Source organism: Winogradskyella algicola, from assembly GCF_005869935.1.
GTDB classification, from domain to species: domain Bacteria; phylum Bacteroidota; class Bacteroidia; order Flavobacteriales; family Flavobacteriaceae; genus Winogradskyella; species Winogradskyella algicola.
Genome location: NZ_SZQF01000001.1, coordinates 108559 through 126020, shown reverse-complemented (window position 1 = coordinate 126020; position 17462 = coordinate 108559). Strand labels below are relative to the sequence as shown.

Annotated in this window: 11 protein-coding genes; 7 read left to right on the top strand and 4 right to left on the bottom strand. The window is 34.0% G+C overall.

The window, feature by feature from the left end; genetic code table 11:
- Positions 1 to 13 precede the first annotated feature (13 nt).
- From FC091_RS00475 to FC091_RS00455, 5 genes are all read left to right on the top strand, one after another.
- Positions 14 to 811: a T9SS type A sorting domain-containing protein gene (locus tag FC091_RS00475; RefSeq protein WP_138432322.1), complete on the top strand. Its 798-nt coding sequence runs from the start codon at positions 14 to 16 to the stop codon at positions 809 to 811.
- Positions 812 to 1021: 210 nt separating this feature from the next.
- On the top strand, positions 1022 to 5278 hold the full coding sequence (locus FC091_RS00470; protein WP_138432321.1) for a LamG-like jellyroll fold domain-containing protein: 4257 nt from the start codon (positions 1022 to 1024) through the stop codon (positions 5276 to 5278).
- Positions 5279 to 5404: 126 nt separating this feature from the next.
- Positions 5405 to 8809: an isoleucine--tRNA ligase gene (ileS, locus tag FC091_RS00465; protein WP_138432320.1), complete on the top strand. Its 3405-nt coding sequence runs from the start codon at positions 5405 to 5407 to the stop codon at positions 8807 to 8809.
- Positions 8810 to 8814: 5 nt separating this feature from the next.
- Positions 8815 to 9198, top strand: coding sequence for a TraR/DksA family transcriptional regulator (locus tag FC091_RS00460; RefSeq protein WP_076619677.1), 384 nt, complete (start codon positions 8815 to 8817; stop codon positions 9196 to 9198).
- A gap of 222 nt (positions 9199 to 9420) precedes the next feature.
- Positions 9421 to 10068: a lipoprotein signal peptidase gene (locus FC091_RS00455; protein WP_138432319.1), complete on the top strand. Its 648-nt coding sequence runs from the start codon at positions 9421 to 9423 to the stop codon at positions 10066 to 10068.
- On the opposite strand, the gene FC091_RS00450 is transcribed toward FC091_RS00455, so the two are convergent.
- The 4 genes from FC091_RS00450 to FC091_RS00435 form a co-directional block, all read right to left on the bottom strand.
- Positions 10040 to 10603 (bottom strand): 5-formyltetrahydrofolate cyclo-ligase, encoded by a 564-nt coding sequence (locus tag FC091_RS00450; protein WP_138432318.1) that lies wholly within the window; start codon positions 10601 to 10603, stop codon positions 10040 to 10042. The genes FC091_RS00455 and FC091_RS00450 overlap by 29 nt on opposite strands.
- Positions 10603 to 11568: a succinylglutamate desuccinylase/aspartoacylase family protein gene (locus FC091_RS00445; protein ID WP_138432317.1), complete on the bottom strand. Its 966-nt coding sequence runs from the start codon at positions 11566 to 11568 to the stop codon at positions 10603 to 10605. The genes FC091_RS00450 and FC091_RS00445 overlap by 1 nt, the downstream gene beginning before the upstream one ends.
- Positions 11569 to 11827: 259 nt before the next feature.
- Positions 11828 to 12703 (bottom strand): 30S ribosomal protein S6--L-glutamate ligase, encoded by an 876-nt coding sequence (rimK, locus tag FC091_RS00440; protein ID WP_138432316.1) that lies wholly within the window; start codon positions 12701 to 12703, stop codon positions 11828 to 11830.
- Positions 12678 to 13121, bottom strand: a complete 444-nt coding sequence (locus tag FC091_RS00435) for an ATP-dependent zinc protease family protein (RefSeq protein ID WP_138432315.1) — start codon at positions 13119 to 13121, stop codon at positions 12678 to 12680. The genes rimK and FC091_RS00435 overlap by 26 nt, the downstream gene beginning before the upstream one ends.
- Positions 13122 to 13215: 94 nt before the next feature.
- On the opposite strand from FC091_RS00435, the gene uvrC reads away from it, so the two are divergent.
- Both uvrC and FC091_RS00425 read left to right on the top strand, forming a co-directional pair.
- Positions 13216 to 15009, top strand: a complete 1794-nt coding sequence (uvrC, locus tag FC091_RS00430; protein ID WP_138432314.1) for an excinuclease ABC subunit UvrC — start codon at positions 13216 to 13218, stop codon at positions 15007 to 15009.
- A gap of 1 nt (position 15010) precedes the next feature.
- Positions 15011 to 17275: a patatin-like phospholipase family protein gene (locus FC091_RS00425; protein ID WP_246035775.1), complete on the top strand. Its 2265-nt coding sequence runs from the start codon at positions 15011 to 15013 to the stop codon at positions 17273 to 17275.
- Positions 17276 to 17462 lie beyond the last annotated feature (187 nt).

Sequence of the window (17462 nt, the reverse complement as noted above, 5' to 3'; positions counted from 1 at the left end):
TAAACCTTATACTATGAAAACAAAACTACTTAACCTGAAAAACGTTACACTATTTGTTCTTTTAGCTTTTAGCTATACACAAGTTTCAATTGCACAAAACACATCAAGTAACAGTGTTGCAGATGAAATGCAAAGATTTACTTTAGAATTTATCAGCTTAGACGGATTAGAGGTAGCAAGAGAACTTCAACTAAGTTTTAGCTCAATGACATCTGACAGTTTTGATGATGGGTACGAAACTAAAAATTTAGATGTTCTTGCTGACGATTTAAACCTAATTTTAGATGAAGAACTTATGCTTGTACAAGCCTATGGACCAATTACTGAAGAAAAATTAGTGCCATTAGCTCTACAAAGTACTGGAAATTATGACTTCACTATTCAATTGACTTCTATGGATAATATGGGAGACCAGAGTATTAGATTGAGAGACAAATACACAGGGAATATTTATGATTTAAGAAGTGGTGATGCATTTCAATTTTCATCAGATCCTGGCTTTTTTACAGATAGATTCGAGATATTTTTCAAAACCCAAACATTATCGCAATCTGAGTTTGAACTTGAAGATATTGATATAAATTTTATTGCCAATTCAAATACAATTATTGTTCATAACCCAAAAAATGTAAAGATTAGCAATATAGAAACGTATACTATTTCTGGTCAAATAGTTGAAAATAAGATCGTTGAAAATGAAAATCAGCACATAGAGTATACGCTTAGTAATATGAGTACAGGTGTATATATTGTAAGATTGATTACAGAAACTAAAGATATTTTAACCAAAAAGATATTGGTAAGAATATAATAAAATGCTGCAGATTCAGCATTTTGTCGGATAAAACATGTATTTTATCGATATTTTATTTTTTTAACTCGTTGATAATCATTACTATTGTAAAGTGTGTTTTTTTCCTAACGATATAAATTAAACACAGACTTCCCTCAAAGTTTATAATTCCATTGACATAAAATTTGTTTTAAGTGCATAAAAGTTAGTCCCTAAATTATAAGGCTTATGTACAAAACTATTTTCTATTTTCTTTTTTTTGGCGCGGTCTCAAGTGCAACGGCTCAAACAAATGCACCTAGCATTCAGTCTGGTGTAACATTTCAATGGAGCGATATACAAACTCATCAAAATCACCCAGCAACTATTGAAAGTATTACTGTTAACGGTAACATATATTTCAACTTTGGTGTGCCATCAGCTTATGAAATGACACAACTTGGTCCTGCAGGCCATAACATTAATAAGATTGCAAAAAATGGCGTTAGAATCGAAAACAAGAGTGACAGCCCAACTTGGGATGAAACCGCATTAGATGCTTTTCAGTCTTTAAATCTTAATTATTTTTTCGAAGCTAACGGAAATGGTGATGACATCTGTAACGATTTCATTTCTGAAGCAACAACCGATGCACAAAAACACACTTTATTTTACAGTGGCGGCATAGTTGCCAGTTCTAGTGGTGTAATTGCAGTTACTGAGCGTAACGCAAACAATTGTTTGCATATAGAATTTTTTGGCTATCCAGAAGATAGTACTGTTGAGCAGTCTTTAGGTGAAACATTTATAAATCAAACGACTATTCGTTATGGGTTTGGCGGCACAGGTACAGGTGGACCAAATGGTTTAGGTACACCAGGAGCTGTGAGTCCACCACCTACTGGAACTGATTATTGGTTAAGTGATAGGGTTGTTGGTAATAAGGGGACCATAGGAATTGCACTTTTTTACTTAGATGATATCGCACCTACTGGTTCGTTAATAACTAAGGCTACAATAACTGCTGCTACTGAAGATAATGGTGATGGTAAGATGTTCATTCTTACCTTACCCGATTACGACAAGGATGGAATGAGTGATGTTGATGATCTAGATGATGATAATGATGGCATAAAAGACGTAGATGAATCCAATAATATAGATCCTTCAGCAGATCATGATTTAGATGGTATTCCAAATTACGAAGATTCAGACTTTTGTGTTCTAAATACGCATGGAATATGTGAAAATTTAGACTTCGACTCAGATGGTGTTCCTAATCATTTTGATAAAGATAGCGATAATGACGGCATTACAGATGTTCTAGAATCTAATGGGACAGATAGCAATAAAGATGGTATGGCAGATGGTAAAGTTGGGAAGCTAGTTGCGACCATGGGAATACCACAAACAGCTGGTACAGGAAACGTGCCTATAAATACAGACGGAATTTTTAATCCAGATTTTATGGATATTGATGCGGACGATGACGGTATTCCTGACAATATTGAGGCGCAGCCAACTATAACTTATTTAGATCCAAGTGGTATAGGGAATTTGTTTGTAGATTTTAACGAAGATGGAGTTGACGATGCTTATGGTACTTTCTTAGTGCCAGAAGATACAGATGGTGATGGTATTTATGATTACGTAGATACTGACAGTGATAATGACAATATTCCAGATATTGAAGAGAACGGAATGTCTAATGTATTATTAGGCATTGATTCAGACTTTGATGGATTAGATAATAATTTTGAAGGAGCGAATACAAATGATCCATTAGACGTTAATGACGAAATAGATAATCCTAATATTTCAATATTACCAGATTCAGATGGGGACTTAAGTTCTGGTGGTGATTTAGATTATAGAGATTTATTTAATATTAATCCTTCTGCTACTGCAACTATAGATTTTGATGGAGTAGATGATTATTTAACAGGTAATAGTCTTATGAATAGTCTTGGAGAGGTTACAATAATGGCATGGATAAAGATTGATCCTAATAATGCTAACCAAACATACTCTACAATTGTAGGTGAGGATATTGCTTACAGAATATTTACTCAAAATGGTAATAAAATTGTTTTTGGCGCTTATACCGCTACTAGCGGTAGAAATTTATATGCACCAGGAATAATTAATTATAATGAATGGCATCACGTAGCCGGAGTTTTTACTAATACAACAGGATTACTTACACTTTATATTGATGGTGTTGAGGTTGCTAGTGCAACCAAAGGTGGAATGGTTGGTGGTGTGCTTAGCGGTAGCGCTAATGCTAATGGAAATTTTGAGGTTGGAAGAAAATCAACTAATGTTACTAATAAAGAGTATTTTGACGGTTCTATTGATGAGGTAAGAGTTTTCAATAAGGCCTTGTCTGATGAGCAAATTCAGCAGATGGTTTATCAAGAAATTGAAAACAATAATGGAATTGTAACAGGAAGCATCATTCCAAAAGATCTTATAGATACTAAAACACTAGAGACAGTTTCTTGGAATAATTTGATAGGCTATTATCCTATGTCTGGAATAAAAAATAGCACAACTGTAGATTATTCCGGGAATAATAAGACCTTAAGACTCGTAAATATTACCACAGTCCAAGAGCAAACGGCTCCTATGCCTTATGTGACAACTACCGACGGACCTTGGACAACGGAAGGAACCTGGTTGCATGGAGATGTCTGGGATATTGAAGAGGTAAATGACAACAAAAATTGGAGCATTGTTCAAATTAACAATAACATTACGTCAAATAGTTCTCACACTAGTTTAGGGTTAATCGTAGAGTATGATAAAAAGTTTACAATTACTGGAAATAATAAAATTGAGAACAGCTATTATTTAGAATTAAATGGTGCTATTGATTTAGAAGGTGATTCTCAACTTATTCAAACAAAACATAGTGATTTAGTAACTTCTGCATCTGGTAAAATTTTAAGACGTCAAGAAGGAAATAGTAGTGTCTATTGGTATAACTATTGGTCTTCACCAGTTGGGAGCACATCGGTAACAACATTATCTGATAACAATACATCTTCAAATAATAACAATAACACCAACTTTAATATATCAATGTTAAAACATCCAAACGGTAATAATTTTCAGTTCACCAATAGCTATCACGAAGTTGGTAAAATAAGTACATATTGGTTATACACTTACAAGAATGGTGTTACGTATTATGATTGGGCATGGCTAAACACCTCGAATCCAGTAGAGCCAGGTGTTGGTTACACGCAAAAAGGAACTGGTGTTGGCACTGAACAACAATATTTGTTTGAAGGTAAGCCAAACAACGGCACCATAATAGTTCCAGTTTCAGATACGGGAGGTAGTGGTTCTGTGCCCGCAGTTTCTAAAACAGATTATCTGCTAGGTAATCCCTACCCTTCAGCATTAGACATTCATAAGTTTATAGATGATAATATTGGTGTTATAGATGGAACTCTTCAGCTCTGGCAACAATGGAGTGGTGACTCTCATATATTAGATGAGTACAATGGAGGTTATGCGCAGGTTAATAAAACAGGAGCAATACGAGCATACCAATTTGTTGGTATTGAAGGTGATACAAATGGCAGTCAGGATGGTACCAAAGTGCCAACAAGGTATTTGCCAGTAGGACAAGGATTTATGACTGAGATTGTATCAAATGGCAATATTATATTCAATAATGATCAGCGTATATTTATAAAAGAATCAGATGCAAACGGAACTTATAATTCTGGTTCAGTCTTTTTTAGAGGAAATCCTAATCCTCAAACTTCAACGGAACAAAACAGTTCAGATTCAGAAGAGAGTGTTATGCAAAAGATTCGTATTGAGTTTAATTCAGTTGATGGCCCTCAAACCAGAAGAGAACTGCTATTAGGTTTTAGTGAAGACACCTCAGACGAATTTGATTATGGATATGAAGCTAAAAATACTGAAGAAAATGATGACGACCTTAATTTAGTTATGGCTAATGAAAAGTATACCATTCAGGCGTACAGTGTCATAGAAGAAGATAAAGTTGTTCCTTTAGTGCTTAATGCTTCAGGTGTATATAATTATACAATTAAGTTAACCGAAACCGAAAACATTCCAGAGGATCAGGAAATCTATCTTAGAGATAATCTTACAAATGCATATTATAATTTAAGACAAGGTGAACCATATGAGTTTTTGTCTGAAGCGGGCGAGTTTAACAATAGATTAGAAATTGTATTTCAGGGAGAGTCAGCCTCTTTATCTCAAACAGATGAAATCATAGAGGATTTAGACATGTATTACGCAATCAGTAGAAAAAAGCTGGTAATTCTTAATCCAAACAACAGAGCAATAAAGCAAATAGATGTTGTCAACATGCTAGGACAGTCAGTTTACACAATAAATAATGTATTTGAAGGAAGCTACAATGAATATGATTTGCATAATATAAATACAGGAGCATATATTATAACTTTAACCACTGACACTAATACAGTACTAACGAAAAAGATTATTGTAAAGTAAGGTTCAAAATCTTAATAAAAGTAAAGGCTATTTCATAGATAATGAGATAGCCTTTTGTTTTCAATAAACACACCTGATTTTTAGCAAAAAATCATTAATTTCGCACCTCGAAAAGAAATGCGAATAATGAGTACAAAGTTCCCTGAATATAAAGGACTTAACTTGCCAAAAGTTGCTGAGGATATCAATAGCTATTGGGAAGCTAATAATATCTTCGAAAAAAGTGTAACTACCAGAGAGGGCAAAGAGCCTTATGTGTTTTTTGAAGGACCACCTTCTGCAAACGGATTGCCTGGTGTTCACCACGTATTAGCACGTGCTATTAAAGATATCTTTCCGCGTTACAAAACAATGAAAGGTTTCCAAGTAAAGCGTAAAGCGGGTTGGGATACACACGGTTTGCCAGTAGAGTTGGGTGTTGAAAAAGAATTAGGCATTACCAAAGAAGATATCGGAACTAAAATTACGATTGAAGAGTATAACGAAGCGTGTAAAAAAGCCGTAATGCGCTACACAGATATTTGGAATGATCTTACCAAAAAGATGGGCTATTGGGTGGATATGGATGACCCATATATTACCTATAAATCCAAATATATGGAAAGTGTTTGGTGGTTATTGAAACAAATTTACGATAAGAACTTATTGTACAAAGGTTACACCATTCAACCATACTCACCAAAAGCTGGTACAGGTTTAAGTTCGCATGAGCTTAATCAACCAGGAACGTATCAAGACGTTACAGATACAACAGTTGTTGCGCAGTTTAAAGCCATAGCCGAAACATTACCAGATTTTCTTCAAGATGAAGGAGATATTCATTTCTTAGCTTGGACGACCACACCTTGGACGTTGCCAAGTAATACAGCTTTAACTGTTGGACCAAAGATTGACTATGTTTTAGTTGAAACATACAACCAATATACATTCAAACCAATGAATGTGGTGTTGGCAAAAAGTCTTGTCGGTAAACAGTTCGATGGAAAATACAAGCAAGTAGAAACCAAGCCAGAACTTATTGAATTCAAGGAAGGAGATAAAAAAATTCCGTTCTACGTCGTTAAAGAATTCAGAGGGAAAGATTTAGTTGGTATTAAGTATGAACAACTTTTAGATTATGCTTTACCAAACGATAATCCTGAAAATGCCTTTAGAGTAATTTCTGGAGATTTTGTTACTACTGAAGATGGTACAGGTATTGTACATACAGCTCCAACCTTTGGTGCAGATGATGCCTTGGTGGCAAAACAGGCTACGCCAGAAATTCCACCAATGTTGGTAAAAGACGAGAACGGTAATTTAGTGCCACTTGTAGATTTACAAGGACGTTTTAGACCAGAAATGGGTGAGTTTGCTGGTAAGTACGTAAAGAACGAATATTACAACGATGGCGAAGCACCAGAGAAATGTGTAGATGTAGAACTTGCCATTAAATTAAAAATAGAAAATAAAGCCTTTAAGGTAGAAAAATATAAGCACAGCTACCCAAATTGTTGGAGAACAGATAAGCCAATTCTATACTATCCGTTAGATTCTTGGTTTATAAAAGTAACCGACGTCAAAGGCAGAATGCACGAGCTGAATACCTCAATCAACTGGAAGCCTAAATCAACTGGTGAAGGTCGTTTCGGTAATTGGTTGGCTAACGCTAACGATTGGAACTTGTCACGTTCACGTTTTTGGGGAATTCCATTACCAATTTGGAGAACAGAAGACGGTAAAGAGCAGTTGTGCATAGGTTCTGTAGAAGAATTAAAAAGTGAAATCGCAAAAGCTGTAGAAGCAGGCGTAATGTCTGAAGATATATTTGCAGACTTCGAAGTCGGTAATATGTATGAAGAAAACTATGAAAAAATTGATCTTCATAAAAATGTAGTTGATAAAATCGTTTTAGTATCGCCTTCAGGAAAACCAATGAAGCGCGAAAGCGATTTAATAGACGTTTGGTTCGATTCTGGTTCTATGCCTTATGCCCAATGGCATTATCCGTTCGAGAACAAAAATTTCATTGATAAAAAAGAAGCATTTCCAGCAGATTTTATTGCAGAAGGTGTAGACCAAACACGTGGTTGGTTCTATACATTGCACGCTATCGGTACAATGGTATTCGATTCTGTAGCATACAAAAATGTGGTGTCTAACGGATTGGTTTTAGATAAGAATGGACAAAAAATGTCTAAGCGTCTAGGTAATGCCGTAGACCCGTTTGAAACCTTGGCTAATCACGGAGCAGATGCAACGCGTTGGTATATGATAAGCAATGCTAATCCTTGGGATAATTTAAAGTTTGATCTAGATGGAGTAGAAGAAGTAAAGCGTAAGTTTTTCGGTACGTTATATAATACGTATTCATTTTTCAGTTTATATACCAATTTAGACGGTTTTAAATACGAAGAAGCAGATATTCCACTTAATGAAAGGCCAGAGTTAGACCGTTGGATTTTGTCAGAATTAAATACCTTAATTAAAAAGGTAGATGAGTATTATGCCGAATATGAGCCAACAAAAGCTGCCAGAGCAATTTCAGACTTTACACAAGATTATTTAAGTAACTGGTATGTGCGTTTAAGTAGAAGGCGTTTCTGGAAAGGAGATTACCAAGCTGATAAAATTTCGGCATACCAAACGCTTTATACGTGTATGGAAACCATCGCTAAACTTGGTGCACCAATAGCGCCATTCTTTATGGATAGACTCTATTTAGACCTTAATGCAGTTACTCAAAAAGAAAGTTTTGAGAGTGTGCATTTAGCAGAGTTTCCTAAAGCAGATGAAAGTGCGATTGATAAAGTGTTAGAACGCAAAATGGAAAATGCGCAAACAATATCGTCTTTAGTATTATCGTTAAGAGCTAAAGAGAAGATTAAGGTGCGTCAGCCACTTCAAAAAATAATGATTCCTATTGATAATGACCAACAAAAGGAAGAGATAGAGGCCGTTTCTGGTTTAATAAAACACGAAGTAAATATCAAGGAAATAGAGCTTTTACAAGATGCTTCAGATATATTGGTAAAACAAATAAAACCAAACTTTAAAGCACTTGGCCCTCGTTTTGGTAAAGATATGAAGTTGATAGCCAGTACAATAAGTGCATTTTCGGCAGAAGACATCAAAAAAATCGAGCAAAACGGGAATTTAGACGTTGAAATTAACGGAAAAAACATTACTTTAGGACTTGAGGATGTAGAGATTACATCGCAGGATATTGAGGGATGGCTTGTTGCCAATGAAGGTGCATTAACAGTAGCTTTAGATATTACAATTACAGAAGAACTGCGTAAAGAAGGTATTGCTCGTGAGCTCGTAAACCGTATTCAAAATTTGCGCAAAGATTCTGGATTTGAAGTTACAGACCGTATCGATGTGCAATTACAAAATGATGCCCAAGTTGCAGCAGCAATCGCTTCAAATGAGGATTATATTAAGTCGGAGACATTAACTGAAGAATTACAATTAATGGATAATTTAAATGATGGTATAGAAATTGCTTTCGATGAGGTAAATACCAAATTATTCATTCAAAAACATTAGAGACTATGGCAACTGATACAAAAAATAGATATTCAGATAAAGATTTAGAAGAATTTAGAGTTTTAATTCAAGATAAAATTGATAAAGCTGAACACGATTTAGAGTTAATTAAAAGTGCTTATATGAATGATCATAACAATGGTACTGATGATACTTCGCCTACATTTAAAGCATTTGAAGAGGGTAGTGAAACGATGAGCAAGGAAGCAAATTCAGCTTTGGCAATTCGTCAAGAAAAGTTTATACGAGACTTAAAAAACGCTATCATTAGAATTGAAAATAAAACTTATGGTGTTTGCCGTGTAACAGGAAAATTAATCAATAAAGAGCGATTAAAACTTGTGCCACACGCAACGCTTAGTATCGAAGCTAAGAATATGCAGAAGTAAACAGAATCCCTTTAAAAAAAGGGATCTCATGATAAAGTTAGGTAATTTGATTACGATATTAGACCTCGAAGGTTTTTAAAACCTTGGAGGTCTTTTGTTTCATGTCTATTGTGTTTAGCTTAAGAATATCATTGTTCTTATCTAGTTGCAAGACAAGAATAATCCGTTACATTTGTGATATTGTTTAACATTAAGAGATTCCTGCTTTCGCAGGAATGTGGTATGTCCTTAAAAAAAGCCTCAATAATTATCATCCTTATTTTACTAGTTGATCAGATTAGTAAAATTTACATTAAAACACATTTTGCGTTAAATGATGATGTTACTATATTTTCATGGTTTAAGATTGCTTTTGTAGAGAATGACGGTATGGCTTGGGGCACTAAACTGAGCGATTTTTTTACCTTTATTTCAGATAAATCTGCAAAACTTATTTTAACACTTTTTAGAATTGTTGCTGTTACAGGTATTGGTTTTTGGCTGGTAGATGTCACTAAAAAGAAAAAATCTAAAACATTAATATTTGCTATTTCTATAATATTTGCAGGGGCATTGGGTAATATTTTAGATTCTGTTTTTTATGGAATTTTATTTGGCGATAGTCACATGCAAGTGGCTGAGTTTCTTCCAGAAGATGGAGGTTATGCGGGTGTGTTTTATGGTAATGTAGTAGATATGCTGCACTTTCCAATCTGGAGTGGTGTATTGCCAGAATGGTTACCAATAATTGGCGGAAAGTATTTTTCTTTTTTTGATCCTGTATTCAATGTAGCAGATATGGCTATAAGTACAGGTATCTTCATTCTGATTTTATTTAATAAAAAGGCTTTTAAAGAAGATTCTAAAATTGATATACCAGATTCGGTGTAACACAATAATCTAGACTAACGTCATTGTCGTCTGTTTCAAAACATTCGGTTTCGACTTCAAAAAATGACAATCCAATTTTTATAGTTTCAGGTTTGCAATTTGCTAAAAATCGGTCGTAAAATCCCTTACCATAGCCGATTCGATTTCCAGTTTTATCAAAAGCTAAAAGTGGTACAAATACGACTTCTATTTTTGATGTGTTAATTTCTATACCATCAACAGGCTCTGGAATACTATGATTATTTTTTCTGATTGTAGTATTATCTGTTAAAAGAAAATGTGTCATAGAAATATCTTCAAAATTGCTTTTAGATACCACTATATTTTTATCTTTTCCTGCTAGAATATTTAAGATATACTCGGTATTGATTTCCTTTTGTTCTTCAATGCTTAAAAAAATATGATAGAACGACTTATTCCAAATATCAAGTTGTAATAATTGATTAGCAATGGCTAGACTAAAACCTTCAACTTGTTCTAAGCCAAGTGATTTCCTTAAGGCTTTATATTTTTTACGAAGTTCTGATTTTGTCATTATTTCATCTTTGTTGAAATATGAAAAATAGCATCACCTTGATAAATAATTGGGGATTCATTTACATTAAAAATGTAACCATTATTTGGTGCTTTTACAAAATGGTTAAAACTGCCGTAAGGATCTGTAATATGGCCTAAAACATCTCCTTTCTTTACTTGAGTGTTTACGTTTACAGTAGCCTTAAACATACCAGAATGGTTGGCTCTAATCCATTTGCTGTCTAAAATTTTAATACAGTTTTTCTTTGGTTTAGAGACTTTGAATTTTCGGTTGAGCATGCCCAAATGATTCAAAATACGTTTAGTGCCGTTAACACCTGTGTTTGTTACGGTATTATCTATATGAAAGGATTTTCCCCCTTCAAACAAAAGCATAGGAATTCCTAATTTGTAACAGGTGTTTCTAAAGGATTTATTAAGATTTTTAGAATAATAAATTATTGGTGCACCAAAAACTTGAGCAAGTTCATCAAGGACAATTTCATTTTTAATGATTCTGATTTGAGCTGCATTAAAACGATCTGCACCACCAGTATGAAAGTCTAAAATTAAATCTGCATGTGGTACAATTTCAGTCATTAATTTATGAGCGACCCTACTGGCTAACGAACCACTTTTGGCACCTGGAAACACTCGATTTAAGTCTCTACCATCAGGAAACTCTCTGTCCATATGTATAAAACCAAAAACGTTAATAACAGGAATACAAATAATAGTTCCTTTTTTGGGTTTATTGATGCCTTTAGAAATGATTTGGCGTACTACTTCAACACCATTAACCTCATCTCCATGGATGCCAGCAGTAATTAAAACGGTTGGGCCAGGCTTTTTGGAGCGTTCTATAATAACTGGGACTTCTATAGTGTTTTGTGTGTGTAGTTTAGCAACGCTAAAACTAACCTTAGCACTTTCTCCAAGTGCCACCTTTTTTCCTAAGATATGTAGTACTTCCTTTTCGCTCATAAGCCCATCCTAACCTTCCCAAAGGGAAGGAACTTTTATTTCTTCTGTCCTCAAACCGTTTGCAATATTATTCTTATTAGATTCTAAGTCAACCATTATCATTCACTAAATCTTCATATCAAAAAAATGTTTACTGTATTAAAAACTTCAAAATTAATGCTATTTGTTTTCCTATTTTAATTTTATCTACCCTTAGTTTAATTGTTTGCCATAAAACCTATTTGTTAAGAAATTCCCCCTTTTTGGGGCAAGGGGGCTTTTATCTTCTGTTCCTTTCAATAAAGGTAATGATAGCACGAGCTATGTTTTTTTGGGTAGCTCCTTCTATACCTTCTAATCCTGGTGTTGAGTTTACCTCCATAATTAAAGGGCCTCTTGAGGATTGTAGCATGTCTACACCACAAACTGGAAGTTTTAAGGCACGTGCTGCTTTAATCGCTAATTTTAATTCGTCCTCAGTAAGCTTTATTAAATTTGCTTTACCACCTCTATGTAAATTAGACCTAAATTCACCTTCTTTTCCTTGTCTTTTCATCGCACCTACAACTTGGCCATCTACTATAAGAGCCCTTAAATCAGCTCCCTTTGCTTCTGCAATAAACTCTTGTACTAATGCTCTTGCTTGTAGTCCGTTAAAAGCTTCTAAAACAGATTCGGCAGCATTCTTAGATTCTGCTAAAACAACACCAAGACCTTGTGTGCCTTCGAGTAATTTTATAATTACAGGTGGACCGCCAACATGTTCTAAAACTTCTTCAACATCTCTAGAATAATTAGTAAAAACAGTTTTAGGCATGCCAATGCCAGCCTTAGATAAACGTTGAAAACTGCGTAGCTTGTCTCTGCTTCTTAAAATAGCTTCAGAGGTTACGGTTGTAAAGACATTCATCATTTCAAATTGTCTAACCACAGCACATCCATAAAACGTTACTGATGCGCCAATACGAGGAATTACAGCATCTACGTAGTCTAAATAGCGATCTTTATAATATATAGTTGGTTTTTCCTTTTCTATTATTATGTCGCATTTTAGAGGGTCGATAACTTCAACCTCATGACCTCTGTTTTCACCTTCCTCTATTAGGCGACGCGTAGAATATAATTGCGAGTTACGCGAAAGAATGACAATGTTCATTAGCAGTGTGTTTAAACGATTGATTTTCTAAGTCAACATCGACTAAGAATTTTTGCTTTAGAAATTGACGACCAATTAAGACCGGAAATTTCATATCGTCTCTAGTGCTTAAAGTTAAGTTAATCTTGTAGCTTTTTCCAAAGAATATAGCCGTTGTTTTAATTTTATAACGATTTTCTCTGTGCCCATTGCTGCTCTTAACATCCGTAAAGGAATAGTTTTCAAAGATGACTTCTTTACCATTAAAGTTAGGATGTCCTTTGCTTTCAAAGGTGCAATAAAGTTTACCATTCACTTCTTTTATTTTAGAGCAGTGAATAGCAGAGGTGTAGGCACCAGTATCTATTTTTACATCAATATTATTGAGATGTAATTCAGGGAAGTCTATTTTATCAACGCGTCCCAAAACTTTCTTCATAGTCTATTTTTATTTTTTAAAAAAGTGGCGCAAGATAGTCATAAAGTTTATTCAAAAAACATAAAAAAATTATCTAATTGTTACCTTTGGGTACATGCCAAAAACAAGTCTAGATATACAGATAAAAACGCTTCCACACCAACCTGGTGTTTATCAATATTTTGATGCAGATGATAAGCTGATTTATGTAGGTAAAGCTAAGGATTTAAAAAAGCGCGTTAGTAGTTACTTTACTAAGCACCATGATTATGGAAAAACCAGAGTACTGGTTAAAAATATTACATCGATTAAGCATATTGTTGTTGAAACTGAGAGTGATGCTTTACTACTTGAAAACAACCTTATAAAAAAATATCAACCTAAGTATAATGTAATGCTTAAGGATGATAAATCTTATCCTTGGATTTGTGTAAAGAATGAACGATTTCCACGTGTTTTTCCTACACGTCGAGTGATTAAGGATGGATCAGAATATTTTGGGCCTTATACCAGTATGAAAACTGTAAAAACTTTACTGGGTTTAATAAAAGGCTTGTACCAATTACGGACATGTAACTATGATTTGTCCGAGGCAAAAATCGAATCAGGCAAATACAAAGTTTGCTTAGAGTACCATTTAGGAAATTGCAAAGGTGCTTGTGAAGGTTATGAAACCGAAGAGGAATATCAATCTAACGTTGTTGCTATACGCGAAATCTTAAAAGGAAATTTTAAAGATTCTTTACAGCAATTTAGAGTGCAAATGAAACAGTATGCAGAAGCTATGCAGTTTGAGGATGCTCAGAAAATTAAAGATAAACTCGAAATTTTAGAAAACTACCAAGCAAAGTCTACGATTGTAAACCCGAAAATCAGTAATGTAGATGTCTTCTCAATTGTGAGTGACGAAACGTATGCCTACATTAATTTTTTACAATTAAGTTACGGTTCTATTATAAGGTCTCACACTCTAGAATTAAAGAAAAAATTACAAGAAACCGACAAAGAGCTTTTAGAGATTGCTATAACTGAAATAAGGCAACGTTTCAATTCTAATTCAAAAGAAATTTTTGTGCCTTTCAAGGTAGATTTAGGAGAAGAAGTTAAGGTATCAGTGCCAAAACTTGGCGATAAAAAGAGTTTGGTAGACTTATCGCAACGTAATGCTAAGTATTACAGAATGGATAAGCTAAAACAAATAAAAATAGTAGATCCAGACCGTCATGCCAATAGAATAATGGCGCAAATGAAAGCTGATTTGCGATTGTCTGAAGAACCAAGACATATTGAATGTTTTGATAACTCAAACATACAAGGAACAAATCCGGTAGCAGCTTGTGTGGTTTTTAAAAATGGAAAACCAAGTAAAAAAGACTATCGTCATTTTAATATAAAAACGGTTGAAGGTCCAGATGACTTTGCATCTATGGAGGAGGTAGTTTACAGGCGTTACAAGCGTTTGCTAGAAGAAGATGACCCATTGCCACAATTAATAATCATAGATGGAGGTAAAGGGCAATTGTCGTCGGCTTTAAAGAGTCTTGATATCTTAGGTTTAAGAGGAAAGATAGCTATTATCGGAATTGCAAAACGTTTAGAAGAATTATTTTATCCAGATGACCCAATTCCCTTATATTTAGATAAAAAAAGTGAAACACTAAAAATCATTCAGCAATTACGTAACGAAGCGCATCGTTTTGGTATAGAACATCATAGGAACAGAAGAAGTAAAGGAGCTTTAAAAACAGAACTCGAAAATATTCCTGGAGTTGGTGAACAAACCATTATCGATTTAATGAAGCAATTTAAAACCGTTAAACGAATTGCCAATGCTAAACTTGATGAGTTAGAAGCAGTAATAGGTGTGTCACGAGCAAGTAAAGTTTATAATTATTATCATAAAGAATAAGTTGAAAGAAAACTTCAAACATTACTTAAAAACTGGCTTATATGCATTTCTGCTATTTCAAATATTTTTTTGTAATAATAGTTTAAGTGCTCAAGAAACCAAAGCCAAGGAACCAAAAGTAGGTTTGGTGCTCAGTGGTGGTGGTGCAAAAGGGTTTGCACATATAGGAGCTTTAAAAGTAATAGATAGCTTAGGGATAAAAGTAGATTACGTAGCTGGCACTAGTATGGGAGCTATAATCGGCTCCTTATATGCTACAGGATATTCTGGTCAGCAATTAGAAGATTTGTTTAATACTGTAGATTTTGATGAACTTATTAATGATGAATTTCCTAGAGAAGCAAAATCGTTTTATGAGCGCGAAAATGAAGAGAAGTATGCAATAAATCTACCATTCGATAATTTTAGAATAAACTTACCTTCAGGTTTATCGAGAGGACAGAATGTCTACAATCTTTTATATCAACTAATGCTTCCTGTAAACGAAGTTAGAGATTTTGAAAAGCTTCCGATTCCTTTCTTTTGTATGGCAACTAACATAGAAACGGGTGAGTCTCTAATTTTAGATAGCGGTAGGTTGGCTGAAGCTGTAACAGCAAGTGGCGCTCTGCCTTCAATTTTTCAACCTGTTGTTATTGAGGATAAAATTTTAATAGATGGAGGTGTAACCAATAATTTTCCAATTGAAGAATTAAAAGCCAAAGGGATGGATATAATTATAGGTATAGACGTACAAGATGATTTGAGAGATAGGGAGGCTTTGAAAACTGCACCTGAAATATTGTTACAGATTAATAATTTCAGAACTATTAATGCCATGAAAAATAAAGCATCAATGGCGGATATTTACATAAAACCAGATATTGCTAGCTTTTCTGTACTTTCATTTGATGAGGGTCAGGACATTATCACTAATGGTGAAGTGGCAGCCAGACAAAACTTAGATGCACTAAATAGGATTAAATCATCACAAAAAAATAGTGTTACACGTCCATATTTAAAGCTAGTAGATAGCATAAAAGTTAAATCGATAACTATTGACGGTAATGAGCGCTACACAAGATCATATCTCCTAGGAAAATTGAAATTAAGAGGAAATGAAACTTTAAGCTATGAAGATTTTAAAAAGCGAATAAACAATGTTATTGCAACAAATAATTTTGAGACTTTTAGATATCAACTGAAGCCAACAGATAGCGTAAATGAATTTAGGTTATACGGTGATATTCGAGAATCTAAAACAACTATGTTTTTAAAATTAGGTATACATTATGATGCTCTTTATAAAAGTGCTGTCCTCGCAAACCTTACTAAAAAAAGATTATTATTTAACAATGATATTGCCTCTTTAGATGTAATACTTGGTGATAATTCTAGATTTAATTTTGATTATTTTATAGATAAGGGGTTTTATATAAGTTTAGGTATAAAATCAAGATATAATCAGTTTGATAAAAATATTAATCCTCAATTAACCCTAGAAGAAGGCTCACCACTTTTAGATAATTTAAATAAAATAGACGTCAAGCTTCAAGATTTTACAAATCAGGTTTATTTACAAACACTTTTTAGGAAAGATTTTTCTTTACGTTTAGGTGGTGAACACAAAAGATTAAAAATAACTTCTGAAACCTTGTTCTCTGAAAACCAAGAAGACGATTTTGTTTTTGAAAATACAGACTATCTAAGTGTATTTGGCAGGTTAAAATATGACAGCTACAGTCACCCTGTTTTTCCTAAGAGTGGTGTTTATTTCAATGGTGATTTTCATTGGTATCTCAGTGCATCAAAGTTTAATACAGATTTTAGACCATTCTCTATAGCCAAGGCAGATATTGGTTATGCCTTTAGTTTTTCTGAAAAGTTAGCTTTTAAATTCGAAACAAGTGGCGGTTTTGGTATAGGAGACAATTCAATACCTACACTCGATTTCGCTTTAGGTGGTTATGCCAATAATTTCATAAATAATCTTTATAGTTTCTACGGTTATGATTTTGTTGATATCACTGGTGATAGTTTTGTGAAAGCTTGTTTTACCTTGGATTATGAGTGGTTAAAAAATCATCATATCATTCTAGCGGCAAACTACGCTAATGTAGAAGACGGACTATTTGACACTGGCAATTGGCTTTCATCACCTAACTACACAGGTTATGCTCTGGGTTATTCTCTAGAAACTTTTGTGGGACCATTAGAGGCTAAGTACACCTATTCCCCAGAAACAGGTGAAGATTACTGGTTTTTTAATCTTGGGTTTTGGTTTTAAATTAAAATTTATAAACTTTGTAGCACTATGACACCATTCTGGGAAAATTTAAAACTTCATCTACATTTCCTTATTAAAAGGAATCCAGAATAATTATGCATTTTTTGTTTCTTCCTAAAAACACAGGAATCTCTTAAATTTTGTAACTTTAAAACATTGTTCGTTTACACCTATTAAACGAATAACA

What these genes read in the sequence shown, in the direction of transcription:
- FC091_RS00450 (WP_138432318.1), bottom strand. Translation starts at nt 10,603, where the DNA reads ATGACAAAATCAGAACTTCGTAAAAAATATAAAGCCTTAAGGAAATCA.
- FC091_RS00475 (WP_138432322.1), top strand. Translation starts at nt 14, where the DNA reads ATGAAAACAAAACTACTTAACCTGAAAAACGTTACACTATTTGTTCTT.
- FC091_RS00470 (WP_138432321.1), top strand. Translation starts at nt 1,022, where the DNA reads ATGTACAAAACTATTTTCTATTTTCTTTTTTTTGGCGCGGTCTCAAGT.
- FC091_RS00445 (WP_138432317.1), bottom strand. Translation starts at nt 11,568, where the DNA reads ATGAGCGAAAAGGAAGTACTACATATCTTAGGAAAAAAGGTGGCACTT.
- FC091_RS00435 (WP_138432315.1), bottom strand. Translation starts at nt 13,121, where the DNA reads ATGAAGAAAGTTTTGGGACGCGTTGATAAAATAGACTTCCCTGAATTA.
- FC091_RS00455 (WP_138432319.1), top strand. Translation starts at nt 9,421, where the DNA reads ATGTCCTTAAAAAAAGCCTCAATAATTATCATCCTTATTTTACTAGTT.
- FC091_RS00460 (WP_076619677.1), top strand. Translation starts at nt 8,815, where the DNA reads ATGGCAACTGATACAAAAAATAGATATTCAGATAAAGATTTAGAAGAA.
- uvrC (WP_138432314.1), top strand. Translation starts at nt 13,216, where the DNA reads ATGCCAAAAACAAGTCTAGATATACAGATAAAAACGCTTCCACACCAA.
- rimK (WP_138432316.1), bottom strand. Translation starts at nt 12,703, where the DNA reads ATGAACATTGTCATTCTTTCGCGTAACTCGCAATTATATTCTACGCGT.
- ileS (WP_138432320.1), top strand. Translation starts at nt 5,405, where the DNA reads ATGAGTACAAAGTTCCCTGAATATAAAGGACTTAACTTGCCAAAAGTT.